General features: G+C 70.0%; 18 protein-coding genes. 8 read left to right on the forward strand and 10 right to left on the reverse strand.

Annotated features, from left to right (window positions below; genetic code table 11):
• Positions 1–6 precede the first annotated feature (6 nt).
• The 3 genes from nirD to KPB06_RS28935 are packed head-to-tail and all read right to left on the reverse strand — an operon-like array spanning position 7 to position 4312.
• Positions 7–351: a nitrite reductase small subunit NirD gene (gene nirD / locus KPB06_RS28925; protein ID WP_059585049.1), complete on the reverse strand. Its 345-nt coding sequence runs from the start codon at positions 349–351 to the stop codon at positions 7–9.
• Positions 352–388: 37 nt separating this feature from the next.
• The gene (gene nirB / locus KPB06_RS28930) at positions 389–2962 is read right to left on the reverse strand and encodes a nitrite reductase large subunit NirB (protein WP_275905808.1); all 2574 of its coding nucleotides are present in this window, start codon (positions 2960–2962) and stop codon (positions 389–391) included.
• A 21-nt stretch (positions 2963–2983) separates the two neighbouring features.
• On the reverse strand, positions 2984–4312 hold the full coding sequence (locus tag KPB06_RS28935; RefSeq protein WP_275905807.1) for an MFS transporter: 1329 nt from the start codon (positions 4310–4312) through the stop codon (positions 2984–2986).
• Between the two features lie 655 nt (positions 4313–4967).
• Between KPB06_RS28935 and cobA the strand changes: the two genes are divergently transcribed.
• The 6 genes from cobA (at position 4968) to KPB06_RS28965 (ending at position 10077) form a co-directional block, all read left to right on the forward strand.
• Entirely contained in the window at positions 4968–5735 is a 768-nt protein-coding gene (gene cobA / locus KPB06_RS28940) for a uroporphyrinogen-III C-methyltransferase (protein ID WP_059585046.1), read from the forward strand.
• Between the two features lie 120 nt (positions 5736–5855).
• The gene (locus KPB06_RS28945) at positions 5856–6452 is read left to right on the forward strand and encodes an ANTAR domain-containing response regulator (protein ID WP_059585045.1); all 597 of its coding nucleotides are present in this window, start codon (positions 5856–5858) and stop codon (positions 6450–6452) included.
• 5 nt (positions 6453–6457) lie between these two features.
• A complete protein-coding gene (locus tag KPB06_RS28950; protein WP_059585044.1) occupies positions 6458–7507 on the forward strand; it encodes a CmpA/NrtA family ABC transporter substrate-binding protein in 1050 nt (349 codons plus the stop codon).
• Positions 7508–7640: 133 nt separating this feature from the next.
• Positions 7641–8240, forward strand: a complete 600-nt coding sequence (locus KPB06_RS28955) for a uracil-DNA glycosylase family protein (protein WP_059585043.1) — start codon at positions 7641–7643, stop codon at positions 8238–8240.
• Positions 8241–8320: 80 nt separating this feature from the next.
• Positions 8321–9262: a helix-turn-helix transcriptional regulator gene (locus KPB06_RS28960; protein WP_059585042.1), complete on the forward strand. Its 942-nt coding sequence runs from the start codon at positions 8321–8323 to the stop codon at positions 9260–9262.
• A gap of 116 nt (positions 9263–9378) precedes the next feature.
• Positions 9379–10077, forward strand: coding sequence for a fumarylacetoacetate hydrolase family protein (locus KPB06_RS28965; RefSeq protein ID WP_059585041.1), 699 nt, complete (start codon positions 9379–9381; stop codon positions 10075–10077).
• Positions 10078–10129: 52 nt separating this feature from the next.
• On the opposite strand, the gene KPB06_RS28970 is transcribed toward KPB06_RS28965, so the two are convergent.
• From KPB06_RS28970 to pdxR, 6 genes are all read right to left on the reverse strand, one after another.
• Positions 10130–10669, reverse strand: coding sequence for a DUF4303 domain-containing protein (locus tag KPB06_RS28970; RefSeq protein WP_059585135.1), 540 nt, complete (start codon positions 10667–10669; stop codon positions 10130–10132).
• Between the two features lie 126 nt (positions 10670–10795).
• A complete protein-coding gene (locus KPB06_RS34590) occupies positions 10796–11035 on the reverse strand; it encodes a hypothetical protein (RefSeq protein ID WP_089465788.1) in 240 nt (79 codons plus the stop codon).
• A 249-nt stretch (positions 11036–11284) separates the two neighbouring features.
• Positions 11285–12889 carry a trypsin-like peptidase domain-containing protein gene (locus tag KPB06_RS28980; protein WP_059585039.1) on the reverse strand — a complete coding sequence of 535 codons (1605 nt, stop codon included), beginning with the start codon at positions 12887–12889 and terminating at the stop codon, positions 11285–11287.
• A gap of 363 nt (positions 12890–13252) precedes the next feature.
• The gene (locus tag KPB06_RS28985; RefSeq protein ID WP_059585038.1) at positions 13253–14155 is read right to left on the reverse strand and encodes a hypothetical protein; all 903 of its coding nucleotides are present in this window, start codon (positions 14153–14155) and stop codon (positions 13253–13255) included.
• A gap of 45 nt (positions 14156–14200) precedes the next feature.
• Positions 14201–15046, reverse strand: coding sequence for a CPBP family intramembrane glutamic endopeptidase (locus KPB06_RS28990; protein WP_275905805.1), 846 nt, complete (start codon positions 15044–15046; stop codon positions 14201–14203).
• Between the two features lie 366 nt (positions 15047–15412).
• Positions 15413–16891, reverse strand: coding sequence for a MocR-like pyridoxine biosynthesis transcription factor PdxR (gene pdxR / locus KPB06_RS28995; RefSeq protein WP_059585036.1), 1479 nt, complete (start codon positions 16889–16891; stop codon positions 15413–15415).
• A gap of 180 nt (positions 16892–17071) precedes the next feature.
• On the opposite strand from pdxR, the gene KPB06_RS29000 reads away from it, so the two are divergent.
• Positions 17072–18274 carry a GNAT family N-acetyltransferase gene (locus tag KPB06_RS29000; RefSeq protein ID WP_059585035.1) on the forward strand — a complete coding sequence of 401 codons (1203 nt, stop codon included), beginning with the start codon at positions 17072–17074 and terminating at the stop codon, positions 18272–18274.
• A gap of 23 nt (positions 18275–18297) precedes the next feature.
• Here the strand turns inward: KPB06_RS29000 and KPB06_RS29005 are convergent, their stop codons facing one another.
• A complete protein-coding gene (locus tag KPB06_RS29005; protein WP_059585034.1) occupies positions 18298–18780 on the reverse strand; it encodes a DUF3331 domain-containing protein in 483 nt (160 codons plus the stop codon).
• 201 nt (positions 18781–18981) lie between these two features.
• On the opposite strand from KPB06_RS29005, the gene KPB06_RS29010 reads away from it, so the two are divergent.
• A complete protein-coding gene (locus KPB06_RS29010) occupies positions 18982–19722 on the forward strand; it encodes a GNAT family N-acetyltransferase (RefSeq protein ID WP_275905804.1) in 741 nt (246 codons plus the stop codon).
• Positions 19723–19960: the final 238 nt, after the last annotated feature.

A 19960-nucleotide genomic window follows, 5' to 3' on the forward strand; every position in this document is an offset into this window, starting at 1 on the left:
GCGGGCTCAGGCCGCGACCCACACGAAACCGTCCTCGACCCGCGACGGATACGCGCTCACCGACTGCTCGGGCGCTTCCAGGCATTCGCCGGTACGCAGGTCGAAGTGCTGCTTGTACAGCGGCGACGCGACCACGACGCGTTCGCCGAGGCTGCCGATCAGCCCGCGCGACATCACGGCGGCCTGCGACACGGGATCGACGTTGTCGATCGCGAACACGCCGCCGTCGGGATGCGCGACGTGAAACACCGCGACCTGCTCGCCGTTGACGAGCGCGCACACGCCGGTGTTCGGCACGATGTCGTCGAGCGGACACACGCGGGTCCAGGACAGCGGAAGACGGTCGTTCATGATGGGCTCCTTGCTCGGTTACGGATGTCGGTCGGGGTCAGACGGTCGCCGGCTCGGCGACGACCGGAATCGCCACGGGCTTGCCGCCCGCGCGCTCGGCGGGCGTCGCGGGCCGGATCTGGCCGCGCGTCTCGACGAATTCGATCGTCGTGTCCGGCGCGTCGCTGTTCACGAAGTGGCGGAAGCGCTTGCGCGTGTCCGGATCGATGACGGCCCGCTTCCATTCGCACTCGTAGGTGTCGACCACGTGCTGCATGTCGGCCTCGAGCTCGGCCGCGATCGCGAGCTTGTCGTGCACGACGACGTCGATCAGGTAGTCGAGGCCGCCTTCGAGGTTGTCGCGCCACACGCTGGTGCGCTGCAGACGGTCGGCCGTGCGCACGTAGAACATCAGGAAGCGGTCGATGTAGCGGATCAGCGTCGCGCGATCGAGGTCGGACGCGAGCAGTTCCGCGTGGCGCGGCTTCATTCCGCCGTTGCCGCACACGTACAGGTTCCAGCCCTTCTCGGTCGCGATGATGCCGACGTCCTTGCCCTGCGCTTCCGCGCACTCGCGCGTGCAGCCGGACACGCCGAACTTGATCTTGTGCGGCGCGCGCAGCCCCTTGTAGCGATTCTCCAGGTCGATCGCGAGGCCGACCGAATCGTCGACGCCGTAGCGGCACCACGTCGACCCGACGCACGACTTCACGGTGCGCAGCGCCTTGCCGTACGCGTGCCCCGATTCGAAGCCGGCCGCGATCAGTTCCTCCCAGATCGACGGCAACTGCTCGACGCGCGCACCGAACAGGTCGACGCGCTGGCCGCCCGTGATCTTCGTGTACAGGCCGTATTTTTTCGCGACCTGGCCGACCGCGATCAGCCCTTCCGGCGTGACCTCGCCGCCCGGCATGCGCGGCACGACCGAGTACGTACCGTCGCGCTGGATGTTCGCGAGGTAGTAGTCGTTCGAATCCTGCAGGCCCGCGTGCTCCTTCTTCAGCACGAACTCGTTGAAGCACGACGCCAGGATGCCCGCGACGGCCGGCTTGCACACGTCGCAGCCGAGCCCGCGGCCGTGCCTGGCGAGCAGTGCGTCGAACGTCGTGATGCGCTCGACGCGGATCAGGTGGAACAGCTCCTGCCGCGAATACGGGAAGTGCTCGCACAGATGGTTGTTGACCGCGAGGCCCTGCTTCTTCATCTCGGCCTTCATGATCTGCGTGACGAGCGGCACGCAGCCGCCGCACGACGTGCCGGCGCCCGTGCATGTCTTCAGCGCGCCGAGGCTCGTCGCGCCGTCGGCCACGGCCGCGCAGATCTGCGACTTCGACACGTTGTTGCACGAGCAGATCTGCGCGCCTTCCGGCAGCGCGTCGACGCCGAGTGCCGGCTTCGCCGCGCCGTCCGACGACGGCAGGATCAGGAATTCCGGCGACTCGGGCAACTCGATGCGGTTCAGCATCATCTGCAGCAGCGTGCCGTACTCGGCCGCGTCGCCGACCATCACCGCGCCGTGCAGGAACTTGCCGCAGTCGGACACCACGAGCTTCTTGTAGACCTGGCGGCGCTCGTCCGCGTACTGGTAGGTGCGGCTGCCGGCCGTCGTGCCGTGCGCGTCGCCGATGCTCGCGACGTCGACGCCCATCAGCTTCAGCTTCGTGCTCATGTCGGCGCCGGCGAACGCGGCGTCCGCCGCTTCGGCGGCGTCGCCCGCGAGCTGTTTCGCGACCACGCGCGCCATGTCGTAGCCGGGCGCGACGAGGCCGTACACCGTGCCGTTCCACGCCGCGCATTCGCCGATCGCGTAGATGTCGGCGTCGCTCGTGCGGCACGCGTCGTCGATCGCGACGCCGCCGCGCGGGCCGATCTCGAGCCCGCATGCGCGGGCCAGTTCGTCGCGCGGCCGGATGCCGGCCGAGAACACGATCATGTCGGTGTCGAGATGCGAGCCGTCGGCGAACACCATCCGGTGCGCGCCTTCGTCGCCGTCGACGATCTCGAGCGTGTTCTTGCCGGTATGCACGGTCACGCCGAGCGCCTCGATCTTCGCACGCAGCATCCGGCCGCCGCCGTCGTCGACCTGCACGGCCATCAGCCGCGGCGCGAATTCGACCACGTGCGTGTCGAGCCCCATGTCGCGCAGCGCCTTCGCGCATTCGAGGCCGAGCAGCCCGCCGCCGATCACGACGCCGCGCCGGGCCTGCGCGCCGCACGCCTGCATCGCTTCGAGATCCTCGATCGTCCGGTACACGAAGCAGCCCGCGCGATCGCGGCCCGGCACCGGCGGCACGAACGGACGCGAGCCGGTGGCGAGCACCAGCTTGTCGTACGCGAGCGTTTCGCCCGACGCGAGCGTGACGGTATGCGCGGCGCGGTCGATCGACGCGACTGGCGCGTTCAGGCGCAGGTCGAACCGCGGATGGCGCTCGAAGAAGCCGGGTTCGACGAGCGACAGGTCGTCCGCCGACTTGCCCGCGAAGAATTCGGACAGGTGCACGCGATCGTAGGCCGGACGCGGCTCCTCGCCGAGCACGGTGACGTGCGGCGCGCCCGCCGTGCCGGCTTGCGCCGCGACGCATTCGAGGAGCTTGTGGCCGACCATGCCGTGGCCGATGACGATGAGTTTCATGATGACGGTTCCTTCGGTCGATCAGTTCGCGGCGTTGGCGGCGGCGGCTAGCGCGCGATCGCGCAGCTCGGCTTCGCGCGCCTTGTGTTCTTCGCTGAAGCGCACGGCCATCGCGCAGAGCGCGGTCGCGGTGACGGCGAGGCCGAGCAGGCTCAGCGTGTGCTGCACGTCGCCGACGCCCTTCAGCAGGAAAGCCGCAGCCACCGCGCCGACGTTGCCGCCCGCGCCGACGATCCCCGCGACGCCGCCGAGCGCCTTGCGGTCGATGAACGGCACCAGCGCGTAGGTCGCGCCGCAGGCCATGTGCGTGAAGAGGCCGAAGGTCAGCATCGCGACGAGTGCGATGCCGACGCTTTGCGCATGCGAGAACCAGATCAGCCCGAGCCCTTCGCCGACGATCAGCGCGCACAGCAGCGCCGCCCGCACGTCGAGGCTGCGGCGCGCCGCGATCTTGTCGGACAGCCAGCCGCCGAGCGCGCGGGCGAACAGCGCGAGCAGCCCGAACATGCCGGCCGCGAGGCCCGCGTCCTTCAGCGACAGGCTGAAGTGATCGACGTAGTACAGCGCGGCGATGTTGTGGATGAACACCTCGACGCCGAAGCACGCGCCGTACGTGACGAACAGCATCCACACGCGATAGTTGCCGCACGCGGCGAAGAAGCTCGCCCAGCCGCCCTTCTTGCCGCTGTCGACCGTCACGCCTTCCTTGCGCAGCGCGACGAAATCGCCTTGCGGGCAGTCCTGCGTGAAGCGCCAGTACGCCCAGGCCATCACGAGCATCGCCACGCCCGGCACGATCAGCGCGACGCGCCACGACGAATCCTCGCCGAAGCCGAGCATCAGGCCGGCGGCGACCAGCAGCGGCATCAGCGCCTGCGTCGCGCCCGCGCCGGCATTGCCCCAGCCGGCCGTCGTCGCGTTCGCTGTGCCGACCACGTTCGGCGCGAACATCACCGACGTGTGGTACTGCGTGATCACGAAGCCCGCGCCGATCGCACCGATGCCGAGCCGGCAGATCAGGAACCACAGGTAATCGTGCGTGAACGACACGGCGAACACGGGAATCGCACCGAGCAGCAGCAGCCCGGCATACACGCGGCGCGGGCCGAAGCGGTCGCACAGCGGGCCGACCAGCAGCCGCACGGCGATCGTCGCGACCACCGCGGCGATGTTGATGTTGGCGACTTGCGCCGCCGTGAGATGGAATTCGCGTGCGATCAGCGGCATCAGCGGCGCGCACGCGAACCACGCGAAGAAGCATACGAAGAACGCCATCCACGTCAGGTGGAACGCGCGCATCGGCGCGGTGCGGAGGCTGAAGAGATCGATACGGGTAGCTTTGTCGGTCATGTCATCCGCCAAACGAAAAACGGCGTCCTGCGCACCGGTCTCGTCGAGACCCGATGCGTAGGACGCCGTTGCCCATGAAGCCCGTTGCCGGGCGCGTCGGTATTCGGTGCTGCAAGCGAATCGCCGTTGATCCGCCCGAACCAGCTTACGCAAGCGACGTGCCATGTCTGCGTCAATCGCGCCGCGAGCCCCGCCGCACAAGGCGCGCCGGGCATCGGGCGCGTCACCGCGGCGCGCGGCGCGCTCTCCGTCGCGATGCACCGAGGCACAGATGTGGTGCGCTGCAGCACTGTCGCCGTGCGGGACGCGGTGCGCGCCGACGGGGCACGATGCACGCCGATGCGGCATGGGGACTGCTCGCGCGCAGCGAGCACGTGCATGCCCGCGGCCATCGCACGGTGCGCCGCGCCGCGCAACGGCCGCATCGTCGCGCCGGCTGGCCCGGATATTGCTGAACCTTCGTCACACCGGCAACGGCGCCGGTGGGCAGTCCCCGCAAACCCGGCCCGCCGCTCACGGCGGGCCCGTCAGGACAACGGCGTCCCCTCCGTGCACGGCACGGCCGGATGCCGGTGCGTTTCGACCGCCCGCCGCCGCCGAGCAACAACGCGACATCAGACCGCCGCAGCAATGCGATGCGGCACAGGAACACGACATGACGACAGGCAAAGTCACGCTGCTGGGCGCCGGGCCCGGCGATCCCGATCTCCTCACGCTGAAGGCGGTCAAGGCGCTGGCCGCCGCCGACGTGCTGCTGCTCGACGATCTCGTCGCGCCCGGCATCGTCGAACTCGCGCCGCACGCGCGCGTGATCCGCGTGGGCAAGCGCGGCGGCTGCCGCTCCACGCCGCAGGCGTTCATCGAGAAACTGATGCGCCGCTACGCGCTGCGGGGCGCGCACGTGGTGCGCGTGAAAGGCGGCGACGCGCTGCTGTTCGGGCGCGCCGGCGAAGAACTCGCGACGCTGCGCGCGGCCGCGATTCCGGTCGAGATCGTCAATGGCATCTCGTCGGGATTCGCCGCCGCCGCGAGCCTCGGCATCTCGCTCACGCACCGCGAGCACTGCCAGGGCGTCACGTTCGTCACCGCGCACCGCCAGGACCACGGCGAACCCGACTGGGCACGGCTCGCGGCGACCGGCACCACGCTCGCGATCTACATGGGGATGAGCCGCGTCGACCGCATCGCGGCGGGCCTGCTCGCCGCGCTCCCCGCGTCGACGCCGGCGGCGGCCGTGCAATGGGTCGGCACGCCCGACGAGCGCCGCTGGACCGGCACGTTGGGCGCGCTCGCGCGCGGCATCGAAGCCGCGCGGCTCGGCAGCCCGGCCGTGATCCTCGTCGGCGGCGCGATCGGCGAAGCGGCCGCGCAGGGCGCGGACGCCGAAGCGACGACCGACGCGGCGCTGGCACGGGCCGCCTGACATGCGCGGCCCCGCGCGGCTTCGGCCGCTCCCCGTTCCGTTCAGCACCGGCCGCGCGTGCGGCCGGCATGCATCGTTCGCCCCTTGCGCCGACGCGTCACTGCTCCTGTTGCCCGCCTCATGAGTTCGTCCGCCCCGCCCGCCCGCCTGCGCGTGCTGCTCGTCACCGATACCGACAAGCCGATCGGCGAACTTGGCGACGCGCTCGCGCGCCTCGGCTACGAGATGCTGAACGACGTCGCGACGCCCGCGCGCCTGCCGGCGGCCGTCGAGGAGCAACGTCCCGACGTCGTGATCATCGATACCGATTCGCCGTCGCGCGATACGCTCGAGCAACTCGCGGTCATGCATGCGACCGCCCCGCGCCCCGTGCTGATGTTCAGTCACGACGCCAACCAGGAACTGATCCGCGCGGCGGTCGGCGCGGGCGTCAGCGCGTATCTCGTCGAAGGGTTGTCGGCCGAGCGTCTCGCGCCGATTCTGGAAGTCGCGCTCGCGCGCTTCTCGCACGACGATGCGCTGCGCCGCCGGCTGGCCGACGTCGAGCGCGAACTCGAGGAGCGCAAGCTGATCGACCGCGCGAAACGCGTGCTGATGGACCAGCGCAAGCTGTCCGAACACGATGCGTATGCGGCGCTGCGCAAGCGCGCGATGGATCAGGGCCTGCGCATCGTCGACGTCGCGCGACAACTACTCGACGCGTCACCCCAGTCATGAGTGCCATGAATACCTCACCTCCCGCCGCGCCGGAACGCGCGCATCTTCGCCTCGGGTTCGTCGCGCTCAGCGACGCGGCCCCGCTGATCGTCGCGCAGCGCCTGAACCTCGGCGCGCGCCATGGCCTCACGCTCGAATTGAGTCGCCAGCCGTCGTGGGCGGCCGTGCGCGACAAGCTGCTCAGCGGCGAGCTCGACGCCGCGCATGCGCTGTACGGGCTCGTCTGCGGGCTGCAGCTCGGCATCGGCGGCCCGCAGGCCGACATGGCCGCGCTGATGGTGCTGAACCGCAACGGCCAGGCGATCACGCTGTCGCGCGGCCTCGCCGACGCTTACCGCGAAACCGCCAGCGTGCGCACCGCGTTCGCGACGCTCGGCCGCAAGCCGCTGCTCGCCCAGACTTTCCCGACCGGCACGCATGCGATGTGGCTGAACGCGTGGCTCGCGTCGCACGGCATCGATCCGCTGCGCGACGTGCGCAGCGTCGTGATTCCCCCGCCCGAGATGGTCGCGGCGCTCGCGGGCGGCGAGCTCGACGGCTTCTGCGCGGGCGAGCCGTGGCACGCGGTGGCCGAAGCATGCGGCGCGGGCCGCACCGTCGCCGTCACGAGCGAGATCTGGCCCGATCATCCGGAGAAGGTGCTCGCGACCCGGCGCGACTTCGTCGCGCTGTATCCGGCCACCGCGCGCGCACTGGTCCGCACGCTCGTCGATGCATGCGCGTGGCTCGACAGCGCCGCGCACCGCCGCGAGGCGGCCGACTGGCTCGCGTCGCCCGACGCGCTCGGCGTGCCGGCCCGGCTGATCGCGCCGCGCCTGCTCGGCGACTACGGCGCGGGGCCGTTCGCCACGCCGCCGCTGCCGATCCGCTTCCACGACGGCGGCACGGTGAACCGGCCCGATCCGCGCGAAGGCGTGTGGTTCCTGTCGCAATACCGGCGCTGGGGCATGCTCGACGGTTCGCACGACGACGCGCGTATCGCCGCGGCGATCGCGCAGACCGCGTTGTATGATGCTGCGGTCGCCGAAGGCGCGGCAGGCCCGTCGCGAGCGTGAGGTCCGAAGCCGGACGCACGAGGCGGGCGGCTCGCCCGCCCGGGCCGCTCCACGCCGGGCCGGCCGTCCGGCCGCTGCCTGCCCGTGCCGCGCGGCCGACACCGCGTTGCTACTCCGTCCCCGCTCCGAATCGATGCCGAAACCCACGCGCACGCCGCTCGACGTGCTGCTCACCGAAATCCGCGCGTGCCGTGCATGCGAGGCCGACCTGCCGCTCGGCCCGCGCCCGGTCGTGCGCGCCCATCGCGACGCACGCATCCTGATCGTCGGGCAGGCGCCGGGCGCGCGCGTCCATGCGAGCGGCATCCCGTGGGACGACGCGAGCGGCAAGCGGCTGCGCGACTGGCTCGGCGTCGACACCGACACCTTCTACGACGAGACACGCTTCGCGATCGTGCCGATGGGCTTCTGCTACCCGGGCCGCGGCGCGAGCGGCGACAACCCGCCGCGCCCCGAATGCGCGCGACTGTGGATCGACCGGCTGCTGGCCGAACTGCCGTCGATCCGGCTCACGCTGCTGATCGGCCAGTACGCGCAGCGGCATTTCCTGCGCGACACGCGCAAGGCGACGCTGACCGACACCGTGCAGGCCTGGCGCGACTACGGCCCTGCTCTCCTGCCGCTGCCGCATCCGTCGCCGCGCAACCAGGCATGGTTCAAGCACCATCCGTGGTTCGACGCCGAGGTCGTGCCCGAACTGCGGCGCCGGGTCGCGCGGCTCGTCGCGGGCTGACCGCGCGAGCGCCCGTGCCCGTCGCGCCCGGTTCGCTGTACCATCGCGGCTCAACCGCGTCACGAACAGCAGAATCCTTCATGCCCTCCACCGCCCCGCCGCGCCTGTACGGGATGCCCGAACGCAGCGACCGGCTCGATTTCTACATCCGCGACCAGGCGTCGCGCCAGGCGATCACCGAGCCGCACCGGCACGCGTATTTCCAGATCCAGTTCAACCTCGGCGGCGACACCGAGCAGCGCATCGGCGGCGTCACGCGGCCGTTTCCGCGCGGCGCGCTCGCGTTCGTGCTGCCGCACCGCGAGCACCTGATTCCGCATCCGGAAGGCGCGCACTTCATCGTGATCAACTTCAGCCAGGCGTTCCTGCGCGCCGATCTCGACGTCGATCCGCTCGATCTCGAGGACGTGCCCGCGCACCGCTTCCCCGAGCTGACGCCGTTCCGCTTCCAGGAGCACCTCGATTTCATCCTGACCGGCGACACGTACGACGAAGCGCGCCGCCTCGCGCTGTGCATGCTCGATGCCGATCGCGTGCGCACGTTCGGCTCGACCACGTTGCTGCGCGGCTACCTGCTGCAACTGATCGGGCTCGTCTGCACGCAGTACGCGGGCGCGCTCGACAAGCTCGCGCAGCGCGGCGCCCAGCGCGCCGGCCGGCGCGACGCGCTGGCTCGCGTGCTGCGCCACGTGCGGGCGAACCTGACCCGCGAGGACCTGACGCTCGCGGCGACCGCCGAAGCCGCGTTTCTCTCCCCGAACTACCTCGCGCACCTGGTCCGCAAGGAAACCGGCAGCACCTTCACCGATCTCGTGACCGAGCGCCGGATCGCGCTCGCGCAATCGCTGCTGGCCCACACCAGCCGGCGCATCGCGGACATCGCGCGCTCGGTCGGCTTCCGCGATGAAGGGTATTTCGCGCGGCGTTTCCGCGCGCGGGTCGGCGTGTCGCCGAAGGCGTACCGCGACGCGAACGCCGCGCCGCCCGGCGGCGACGACACGCCGCCGGCCGCCGACGCGTAGTTTTGTCCCGGTAAAACGCAGTTGCGTCGCATCCGCACGCACGCGCGTCGGGTATCGTTGCACGCATGCCGGCCGGTGCGCCGGCCCTCCGTCTTCCTACCGAACGAGGCCTTCCGATGTCCGCCTATGTCATCGACGCCGCCGAGCGTCCTTCCGTCGAAGTCGAACAATCGTCCGCGCGCTTTCCGGTGCGCCGCGTCTTCTGCGTCGGCCGCAACTATGCCGACCATGCCCGCGAAATGGGCGCCGACCCCGACCGCGAACCGCCGTTCTTCTTCACGAAGCCCGCCGACGCGATCGTCCCGGCCAGCGGCACGGTCGCCTATCCGCCGCTGACGAACGATCTCCATCACGAAATCGAGCTGGTCGTCGCGATCGGCAAGGACGGCCGGTCGATCGACCCGGCCGATGCGCTGTCGCACGTGTGGGGCTACGGCGTCGGCGTCGACCTCACGCGCCGCGACCTGCAGGCCGACGCGAAGAAGCTGAGCCGTCCGTGGGACTGGGCGAAGGGTTTTGACGCGTCGGGCCCCGTGACCGCGCTGCGCGCGGCGGCCACCACCGGCCACCCGGCGACCGGCCGCATCTGGCTCGCGGTCAACGGCGACACTCGCCAGCAAGGCGACCTCGCCGACATGATCTGGCCCGTGCCCGACGTCATCGCGTACGTGTCGCGCTCGGTCGAGCTGAAGGCCGGCGACCTGATCTTCACCGGCACGCCGGCCGGCGTCGGCGCGCTGCAGCCGGGCGATCGCGTGACGGGCGGCGTCGACGGCGTCGCGACTTTCGAATTCGTGGTCGGCGCGAAGCCGTAATGCCGTTTACAGGGCGGCCTGCCCGGGCCGCCCCGCGAGATCCCGATGCCGGTCAGTCGTAGCGGCGCAGGAAGGCGTCGGCGACGGCCGGCGGATTCAGCGCTTTCGCCGACGCGTTTTCCAGCGCCTCGGCCGCGTCGTCGTCGCTGATCGACACGAACAGCGTGATGGCCGCCCTGGCGTCGCCCGTGCCGAACACGCCGTCGCGATCGAGCAGCCGCAATGCCGCGATCATGTCGGCGTGCAGTTGTCGGGAAAATTCCGTGAAGCGCGACTGGACGAACTGCGGACTCAGCACTTCGTCGGCCAGCCTGCCGCAGATCGCGTTGAACGGCGACGCCTCGGCCGCCGCGTACGCCCACTCGGACACGCCCCACACGAACCACGGATCGTCGTCCGCGACCGCCTGTCGCGCGCAAATCCGGCGCAGCCCTTCGACCGAATTGGCGGCCGGCACCACCGTCATCGCGCCGCTGTCGGTGTACAACGCAAACGCATAGAAATGCTCGTCCGGGTGCAACGCCCGCAGCGCCCTGAAGGTCGCCCTCGCGGCATCGGCAATGTCCCGCTGGAAATCAGAAAAGTCGCTCATCGCATCCTCGTCCAGTCGCCCTTCTCGCTCGCCGGGACACGCGGCGCGCCGATCATGCGTCATCTCCCGGCATGCGGCGGATTGTCCGCCATTCGGCCGCGCGCCGGTACCGGGGCGCACCCGCGCTCACCGCGCGGCGTCGCGTCCGTCGAATGCCCGCACGCACACGGCGGCCGCCAGCGCGATCGCCGCCGACAGCAGCATCATCGCGAGCGGCAGGTAGCCCGCGTTGGCGGGGGTCAGCAGCGCGCCCGTCAGCGACGGCAGGAACAGGCTCAGCGGCAGGACCGACAGCGCGCACAGCATGATCAGCGTGGCGTGCCGCGGCGACGCCGCGGCGGAAGCGGTCGACGGGTTCGATGGCAAGCGGATGCCCTCCCGCACACGGGCCGCACGGCCGTGCGCAACGCAAAAAAAAGCCCCCGAACGAGTCGGGGGCGCATGGGTACCGGCGCGATCCCGCTACCGGGCCCTGCGCCTGTGGGCTACTACGATCAAGCAAGCCGTTTTCATGCCGAATGGCTCCTGAATGTCATGAATGTCATGAATGCGTGGCGGCGAGCCGCCAGCGATATCGGCTGATGTTAGGCGGACCACGCCAGCCGCGTCAACGCCCTAACGCGTGCGCACCGAGACGAACTTCCGCGCGTTGTTGCGCTGGATCAGCACGGCGATCACGCTGCCGCCGTTCGCTTCGAGCGACGGCACGTCGTCCGGCGTCTCGAGCAGCGTGTCGTTGAGCGCCAGCACGACGTCGCCCGGCTGGATGCCCGCGCGCGCGGCCGGGCCGTGCACCGCGTCCACCATCATTCCGACCGCGAGCCCCGTCGAACGGCGCTCGTCATCGCTCAACGCGTGCATCGTCAGCCCGAGGCGGTCGCCGTGGTCGCCTGCTTCGCCCGCGGCTGGCCCCAACCGTGCAGCGGCCTTCGGCGCGGCCGTGCCGATTGTCGCGGCCGGGCCGCCGCCCGCATCGTCGGCGCCGACGATCGTCAGCTTCACCGGCGCACGGTTGCGGATCACGCGCAGCGGCGCCTTCGCGCCGGGCGGCAGCGCGGCGGCCAGGTCGTCCAGTTCCGCCGAGCGGCCGATGGCCTTGTCGCCCATCTTCACGATCACGTCGCCGGGCTTCAGCCCGGCCGCGGCGGCCGGCGAGCCGGGCGCGACGCCGTTGACGAGCGCGCCGGCCGGACGCGGCAGCCCGAACGCCGCGGCCAGACCGACGCCAACGTCCTGCACGTCGACGCCGAACGCATTGGCCGACGGCGGCGCGCCCGGAGCGGGCGCCTGAGCCGGCTGCGCCTGCATCTGCGCCTGCATCTGCGCCTGCATCTGCGCCTGCTGTTGCGCGCGCAACTGGGCGCGCACCTTGGCCGCGAATGCGATCGGGATGGCGAACGTCGTGCTCGCGTAGCGGTCGGCGCCCGTATAGACCTGCACCGCGATGCCGATCACGTCGCCCGCGCGATTGAACACGGGGCCGCCCGAGTTGTCCGGATTCGGCGCGATGTCGGTCTCGAAGAACGGAAACGCGCTGCCGTCCGGCAACCGGCGCGACGTCGCGCTGACGATGCCGGCCGTGACCGTGTTGCCCGATCCGTCCGGCGCGCCGATCGTCATCACCGGCTCGCCCGCGCGGACTTTCGACGAATCGCCGACGCGCACGAACGGCAGCTTCGTCGCGTCGACGTGCAGCACGGCGACATCGCTTTGCGGATCGACGGCCAGCACCGTCGCCTTGAATTCGCGGCGGTCGGTGAGGCGCACCGTCACGTCGGTCGCCTCGTCGACCACATGGGCGGACGTCAGGATCAGGCCATCGGCGCTGACGATGAAACCCGAGCCGCTGCCGGACACCGCGCGCGGCGCCGGATCGGGCGCCTGTGCCTGCGGCCCCTGCGCGGCCGGCGGCGCGCCATGCCGGAAGAACGCGGCGAGCGGATCGTCGGGATCGAGGGCGGCAAAGGCCGGGCCGCCGGTTTGCGGATCGGGGGTGGCGGCCATGACGGTCACGACCGCCGGGCCGTAGCGCTCGACGATCGCCGGGAAGTCGACCGGCATCGCATAAGGTGCGGCGGGCGGCCGCGCCTTCATCGCCGGCGGTGCGGCGTGCGGCGCGAGCGTGCCGGCAACGGCGGCGGGCGGCGGCAGGATTCCGGCGAACACGCCCCCGATCAACGCGGTGCGAAGCACGGCGCGAGCAAGCGTCTGGCAAACCACGGCGCACCTCCCCCGGCAGCCGCGACGCCGCCCTGCGCGAGACGCGCAGGCGTCCGACAAGCACCGGTACACCCAACCATTTATAGCCCAAGCGCCGGTTGGGACATACGAATCGAAACCCGTATGCCGGAAGGTGTCGCGGTGGTGGAACCGCGACGGCGTTCGTTTCGAACAAACTGCGCGGTTCGTCAATCCGAATATTCACCACGCATCGCTCACTGTGCGCGTCGCCGCCACCTCATCGTCGCGGTCCGCGGCCACCCATTTGCCGGTCGCGCATTGCCGACAGACCGCATGCGGCGCGCAAACAGCGAACGGTTCGTCATCGGCCTCCTTCCGTCGACGAACCGGCATCGACTCCAGTCAGTGGCACGACAACACAGCGACCCCACCAACGCCTTGCGTGTTCGGCACCGCCGCCGTGTAGCCGACGGCAACGAGCGGCTGAGCCGCGTCATGTCCGACGACGATCGATTGAATCGTCGCGGGCCCGGCGGTCTTCAACACGCCGTTCAACGGCACCTGCGTGTACGTCAACCCGTATTGCGCGCTCCCGAGCTTGATCGACAGGTCCAGCGTGGTGAGCATGCGCGTGACCGGATCGAGCGTGGCCGAAGCCGACACGAGCGTCCCGTTCGTGCCGCCCTCGTTGCTCGCCACCGTGTCGGCGATCACCTGCGTACACGAAAGCGGGCCGCCCGTCGCGGGCAATGACAGCGGCGTGCCGACCGCGTAGTGCACGCCCTGCGTATCGGCATAGGTATTGCCGTCGGTATCCATCGCGCGATTCCACCGGCCGATCGCCACATCGGTGCCGACGCCCTGGATCTCGGTCACGGCCCCGTGGTCGAGTCCGAGGCAGTCGGTCGCCGCCGCCGACGACGCCAGCGTCGTAAACGCGCCGCTTCCCTGCTGAACCAGGCTCGTTGCCGGCACATCGGCCGCCGTCATGTTGCGATTCTTCGCCCACTCGCTCGGCAAATTCGGCACCACGAGCACCGCGAGCTGGCCGTTGTTCGCCGCGACCGGCGACGCAGCGCCCGAATAGCTGAAGCTGCCGTTCGGGCGGCAGGCCGTGGGGACGGACGGCTGGGCAGGCGCGCCCGGCGCCGGCGTGGCGGGCGACGGGACCGTCGGCGTTCCCGCCGTGTCGTTGTTCGACGCGTTGCTGCCCGTTTTGGCCGCGCCACCGTCATCGCCGCCACATGCCGTCAGCATCAACACAGTACTCGCCAGCCCCACCAGACAGACTTGCTTGCCCCGCATGCTTCACCTCGTTTGCTCGTTGTAGAAGCCCGTCACCGCGCGCGTTCAGTTCGCGACATCGTCGTTTGCCATACCGGCCGGCGCCATTCGCAGCGCATCGACCGACTTGACCAGCCCCCATGCGCCGACACCGCCCAACGCAAGCGCGCCGAACCACCAGGAAGCCGGCCAGATCTCGAGCAGGCTCTCCTTGGCAAGGACGAACGGCGATTTCAGCGCGACGATCACCACGGCCGTGTTGTAGCTGGCATGAATCAACATGCCCGGCAACAGCGATCGGGTAGCCGCATAGAGCTTTCCGATCAGCAAGCCGAGTCCGAATGCGAGCACGAACTGATAGACGTTCATATGCGCAAGACCGAACACCGCGGCCGAATGGGCGATAGCCGTTCCCTCCGGATACTGTCGCAGGAAGCTGCGCAGCATCACGCCGCGAAACAGCATCTCTTCGAGTAGCGGCGCAATCACGCAGGTCAATACGATCAGGCCGAGCCCGCCGTTGACATACACTTCCCGGGCTTCATCGCGGCTGCCGCTCCACGAGAAAAACTGCCCGATGCCGACTTCCAGCACGCTCATCGCCACCACCAATGCGGGCGTAATCAGCACGACGGGCACGAGAAATCGCCCGATCGTCGTTCGCCAGGAATCGACGCCATCGTGCAGCAAGCGACGGTAGGTGAATTTGCCGTGATGAAGCAGCACCGTAAATACGAGCCCATTCGCGAGCACGCGCCCGATACTGGCGATCGCCATCGGTTGCAGGCCGGCGCCGCGACCGGCCGACCAGATGATCGAGTTCGTCACATACTCGACCATGTTCAGCACGACGACGATAAAAAACGCTTCCAGCAGATTCGGGAAGCAATAGCGGCTTGAATCCGATTTCATGTCGTTCTATACGGTTTCGCAGGCGGCATATGCGGTGGTCGCGCACTCGGATGCCTGCGGCCGATCTCGTCGCGATCGGCATTGTTATTTATTGGAGCACTCGGCCGACGCGACTCATCGCGGCCTTCGTTCTCCGATATCCAGTGACGGCACAAAAGTAACCGTTTGTTACGGAGCGAAATCGTCGCTCATCGCAGAAGCCGTGACAAGCGACATTGACCATTTTTTACGATGGAAAAGACAAAACTTTCGATTCAGGCTGCGCGGTCGGAAATCGACAATATCGAGATATCGGCCGGATTTTTAAAATATTGAATGATTCGCGGCCCGCCATGGCCTTTAAAGCGCCGGTATTGAATCCACCCGTCACGCGTGACCCGCGCCCACCCGCTCCGCGATCGCCGACACCACCCGCAACATCGGCTCGAACGCATCCGCGGACGTATTGCCGAAACCGAGCACGAGCCCGTTGCCGGCCCGCCCCGCATCGATCGCGAAACCCGACAGCGGAAACGGCCCGATGCCGTGCGCGCGCGCCGCTTCGACGATCGCGCGATCGCGATAACGCGCCGGCAGCCGCAGCGCGAGATGCAGCCCGCAGGGGCCGCCCTCGACCTGGTGCGGCACGCTCAGGCTGCTGTCGAGCGCGGCGAGCAGCTCACGCCGCCGGTCGCGATACAGCCGGCGCATCCGGCCGAGATGCCGGCCGTACTCGCCCGTCTCGATGAAATCGGCGAGCGCGAGCTGCACATGGCGCGTCCCGCCGCGCAGCATCTCCGGCAACGCCGGCCGCACGGCGGCCAGCAGCGTGTCGGGCAGCACGAGAAAACCGATCCGCAGCGCCGGAAACATCGTCTTGCTGAACGAGCCGAGATAGACGACCGGCGAATCGGGCGCGAGCCCCTGCATCGCGCCGATCGGCTCGCCGGTGTGACGGAATTCGCTGTCGTAGTCGTCCTCGATGATCCACGCGCGATGGCGGCGTGCCGCATCGATCAGCGCGAGCCGGCGCGAGATCGACAGCACCGCGCCGGTCGGGAACTGGTTCGACGGCGTCGTGTAGACGAGGCGCGGCGGCCGCTCGCGCCAGTCGTCCGGTTCCGCGCGCAGCCCTTCCGCGTCGACGGGCATCGGCACGACGTCGAGGTCGGCCGCCTGCATCGCGGAGCGCGCGCCGCGATAGCCGGGCTCCTCGACCCACACCGTATCGCCCGGATTCGTCAGCAACTGCGCGCACAGCGCGATCGCGCCCTGTGCGCCTTCGGTGATCACGATCTGCTCGGGATAGCAGCGCACGCCGCGCGTGACGGCCAGGTGGCGCGCGATCGATTCGCGCAACGCGGGCTCGCCGAGCGGATCGCCGTACGCGAGCAGATCGCGGCCGGCGCGGCGCAATGCGCGATCGATCGCATGCCGCCACGCGTCCACCGGGAAATGCGACAGCGCGGGCACGCCCGGCCGGAAGCCCTCCGATTCGCCGGTGCCGACGAGGCTCGAGCGAATCCGGCCGAGCCGCTGCGCGACGGCTGGCGGCGCGGCACGCCGGCGCGGCGGCGCCGGCCGCGACAGCCCGACGACCCGCGTGCCGCGACGGTCCGACTGCAGGAAACCTTCGGCGACGAGCTGCTCGTATACCGCGGCCGTCGTATTGCGCGACACGCCGAGCGTGTCGGCCAGCGCGCGCGTGCCGGGCAGCCGCGTGCCGGCCGGCATCGCGCCGCCGAGAATCGCGTCGCGCAAGCGGCGCAGCAGCTGGCGCTGCAGCGACGGGGCGCCGGGCGTACGCGCCAGCGGCGCATCGAGCGGCAGCAACGGCGTGTCGTCGGGAAGAAAGGCAGTCGTCATCGGAACATCGCGGCGTGAAGAGGTCGGAACGGGACGGATGATGAGCGGCGTACGGCTGGCGGCCACCGACCGTGGCACCATAAATTTGCCGCACGCTGGCGCTTCTCATGGTACCTCGCCGGGACTACGATCGTCTGCATGCCGGCATGTCGCCGGCCGCCAACCGAAGCGAGATCGACCTTGCCCACGCTCACCAACGCTTTCCAGCAGCCCATCGGCCAACCCGTTCCCGACTGGTCCGCGCGCCCGCGCCCCGAGCGCATCGCGCTCGAAGGCCGCTACTGCCGGCTCGAACCGCTCGACGCCGAACGCCACGCGGCCGATCTGTACGCCGCGTACGCGCAGGCGCCCGACGGCCGCGACTGGACCTATCTGGCTCACGGCCCGTACGCCGATGCGTCCAGCTACCGCGACTACGCGCGCGGCGCGCAGGCGAGCGCCGATCCGCTGCACTACACGGTGATCGATCGCGCCACGGGCCGCGCGGTCGGCACGCTCGCGCTGATGCGCATCGATCCGGCCAACGGCGTGATCGAGGTCGGTTCCGTCACGTTCTCGCCGCTGCTCAAGCACACGCCGGTATCGACCGAAGCGCAGTTCCTGCTGATGAAGTATGCGTTCGATACGCTCGGCTACCGCCGCTACGAATGGAAGTGCGACGACCTGAACGCGCCGTCGCGCAAGGCGGCCGCGCGCCTCGGCTTCCGCTACGAGGGCACGTTCCGGCAGGCGATGGTCTACCGCGGCCGCAATCGCGACACCGCGTGGTTCTCGATCATCGACGGCGAATGGCCGGACGTCCGCGCCGCGTTCGAAGCCTGGCTCGCGCCGGAGAATTTCGACGCCGAAGGCAACCAGCGCCAGTCGCTCACCGCGATCCGCCACGCGCAGGCCAACGCGCGCGACGCGGCCAGCCGCGCGAACGACGCGACGCGCGTCACGGTGCGCCCGCTCGTCGCCGCCGACGAAGCCGCGTGGCGCCCGCTGTGGCAGGGTTACCAGACGTTCTATGACACCGCGCTGAGCGACGCGGTGTTCGCGACCACATGGGCGCGCCTGATGGATCCGGACGAGCCGATGTTCGTGCTCGGCGCGTTCGATGCGTCGGGTGCGCTCGTCGGGATCGTGCACGCGATCTACCACCGCTCGTGCTGGACCGAAGGGCCGTACTGCTACCTGCAGGATCTGTACACGGCGCCCGACGCGCGCGGCCAGGGCGCGGGCGGCGCGCTGATCGAGGCCGTGTACGAACGGGCCCGCGAAGCCGGCGCGAGCCGCGTGTACTGGCTCACGCACGAGACCAACACGACCGCGCGCGCGCTGTACGACAAGCTCGCGAACAACGCCGGCTTCATCCAGTACCGGCACGATCTGAAGAAATGACGTCGCTCCCCGACGGCCGATGTTCAGCCATGAACATCGGCCGGATGGCGTGCGCCACCGTCTTCCGGCGCGCCATCGTGCGCCGCACCTGCCACGCCCGGCACCGCGGCCGGACAGATCATCTCGTCGCCGTTGGCCGGCACGGGCCGCCGCACCGGCCGAAACACCGGTTCGCCCGGCTCGATCGGCTGCCCGGACAGCGCGCAGCGCCCGGGCTGCAACGCGACGCGCAGGCGCCAGCGCTGCTCGCCGTAATGACACCGGCCGCTCTCGACCCAGCGCACCAGCAGCGCGTCGTCGCCCGCCTCCAGCACCGTGACGAACAGTTGCGGGCGCAACGGCGACGCCGCGGCGGTCGCCTGCTCAGGAATCGGCGTACGGCCGATCGTCACGAGCGGATGCGCGACCGCGCCGCCGCGCGACGGCATCGCATCGTCTTCGTCCAACGCCGACGCGTCGCACGACAGGTCTTCTTCGCAGATCGGGCTTTCCATGGTGTTGAGCATGCTTGGCGGCCGCGTGCAACGGGATGCCGCACGCGAGCGCAATCGGACTGGCGCACATGATACAAATTGAAGTTAACTTCAAGTAAAGAGGTAGCGTGCGCAACGGTCCGTTTCGGCGATCGCGGCAATGGCCGGCGCGACACGCGACGGCATCCTGGTCTAAGCTGGCGCCTTCGCCCTGACAACGCCGCGCCCCTACGCATGCCGACCGCCTCCCCCGCCCCGGCCACGCTGTTCCCGCTCGACGAAGCCTGGTCCGATTTCCCCCGCCGCAAGGCGGCCGTACGCGCGTTCATCTCCGGGTACTGCGCCGCGCGCGACCGGCGCGACGCGCCGCTGCACGACGGCCCGGACGGCCATGTCGTGCAGTTCGACCGCGCGATGGGCCGGCCTTTCGAGCATTTCATGATCGAGGGTGCGCCCGAATCCGGCGCCGGCCCGTTTGCCGTCGGCGCGTGGATCACGCGCTACGGCGCGGCACCGCTGCCGCCCGCGCTGCGGGGCAGGACGCGCCGGCTGACCGACGAGCATTTCATGGCCGCCGATATCGACGGGCTGTCCGGCGACGACGCGCTCGCGCAAGCGCTGGCCTGCGACACGCCGGACGCGATCAAAGCGTTCAACACGAGCGGCGCCTTCCCGCCATTCCAGCCGAATCCCGCCGCGTTCCTGTTCGCGCACCGGCTCGACGGGCAGATCGCGGCCACCGCGCGCTACGGCTTCGCGTCGCCCCGCGATATCGTCGTCGACCGCGTCGGGACAGCGGACGCATACCGGCGCCGCGGCCTCGCGACGCAACTGCTCGCCGCGATCGTCGCGCACGCGCGGCACCGCGGTGCGCGCCGCGCGTGGCTCATCTCGACCGAAACCGGTCAGCCGCTGTACCGCGCCGCCGGATTCACGTCGCTCGCCGCGGTTGCCGTGGACGAAGTGCTCGCCTGAACGCGAAGCGGGCAACGCCCCCGTCACGTTCGTCTCGCGATTCGTCTCATCTCAGTGAGACGAACGTCCCGCCGTCTCACCCCGCCCGCCGTTTCGCTATCGCAGCAGAGCCGACGCTCCGTTTCTTCCGAATCGTTGCCGGCCGCCGGAAAGCGACATGGTGCAACGCACGCCACGCGTGCTTCGGCTTGCCACGCACCGCCCTGATTCACGCTGGCCCCGTTCCTGCATACCCGTC

Source organism: Burkholderia semiarida (assembly GCF_029268935.1).
Classification (GTDB): domain Bacteria; phylum Pseudomonadota; class Gammaproteobacteria; order Burkholderiales; family Burkholderiaceae; genus Burkholderia; species Burkholderia semiarida.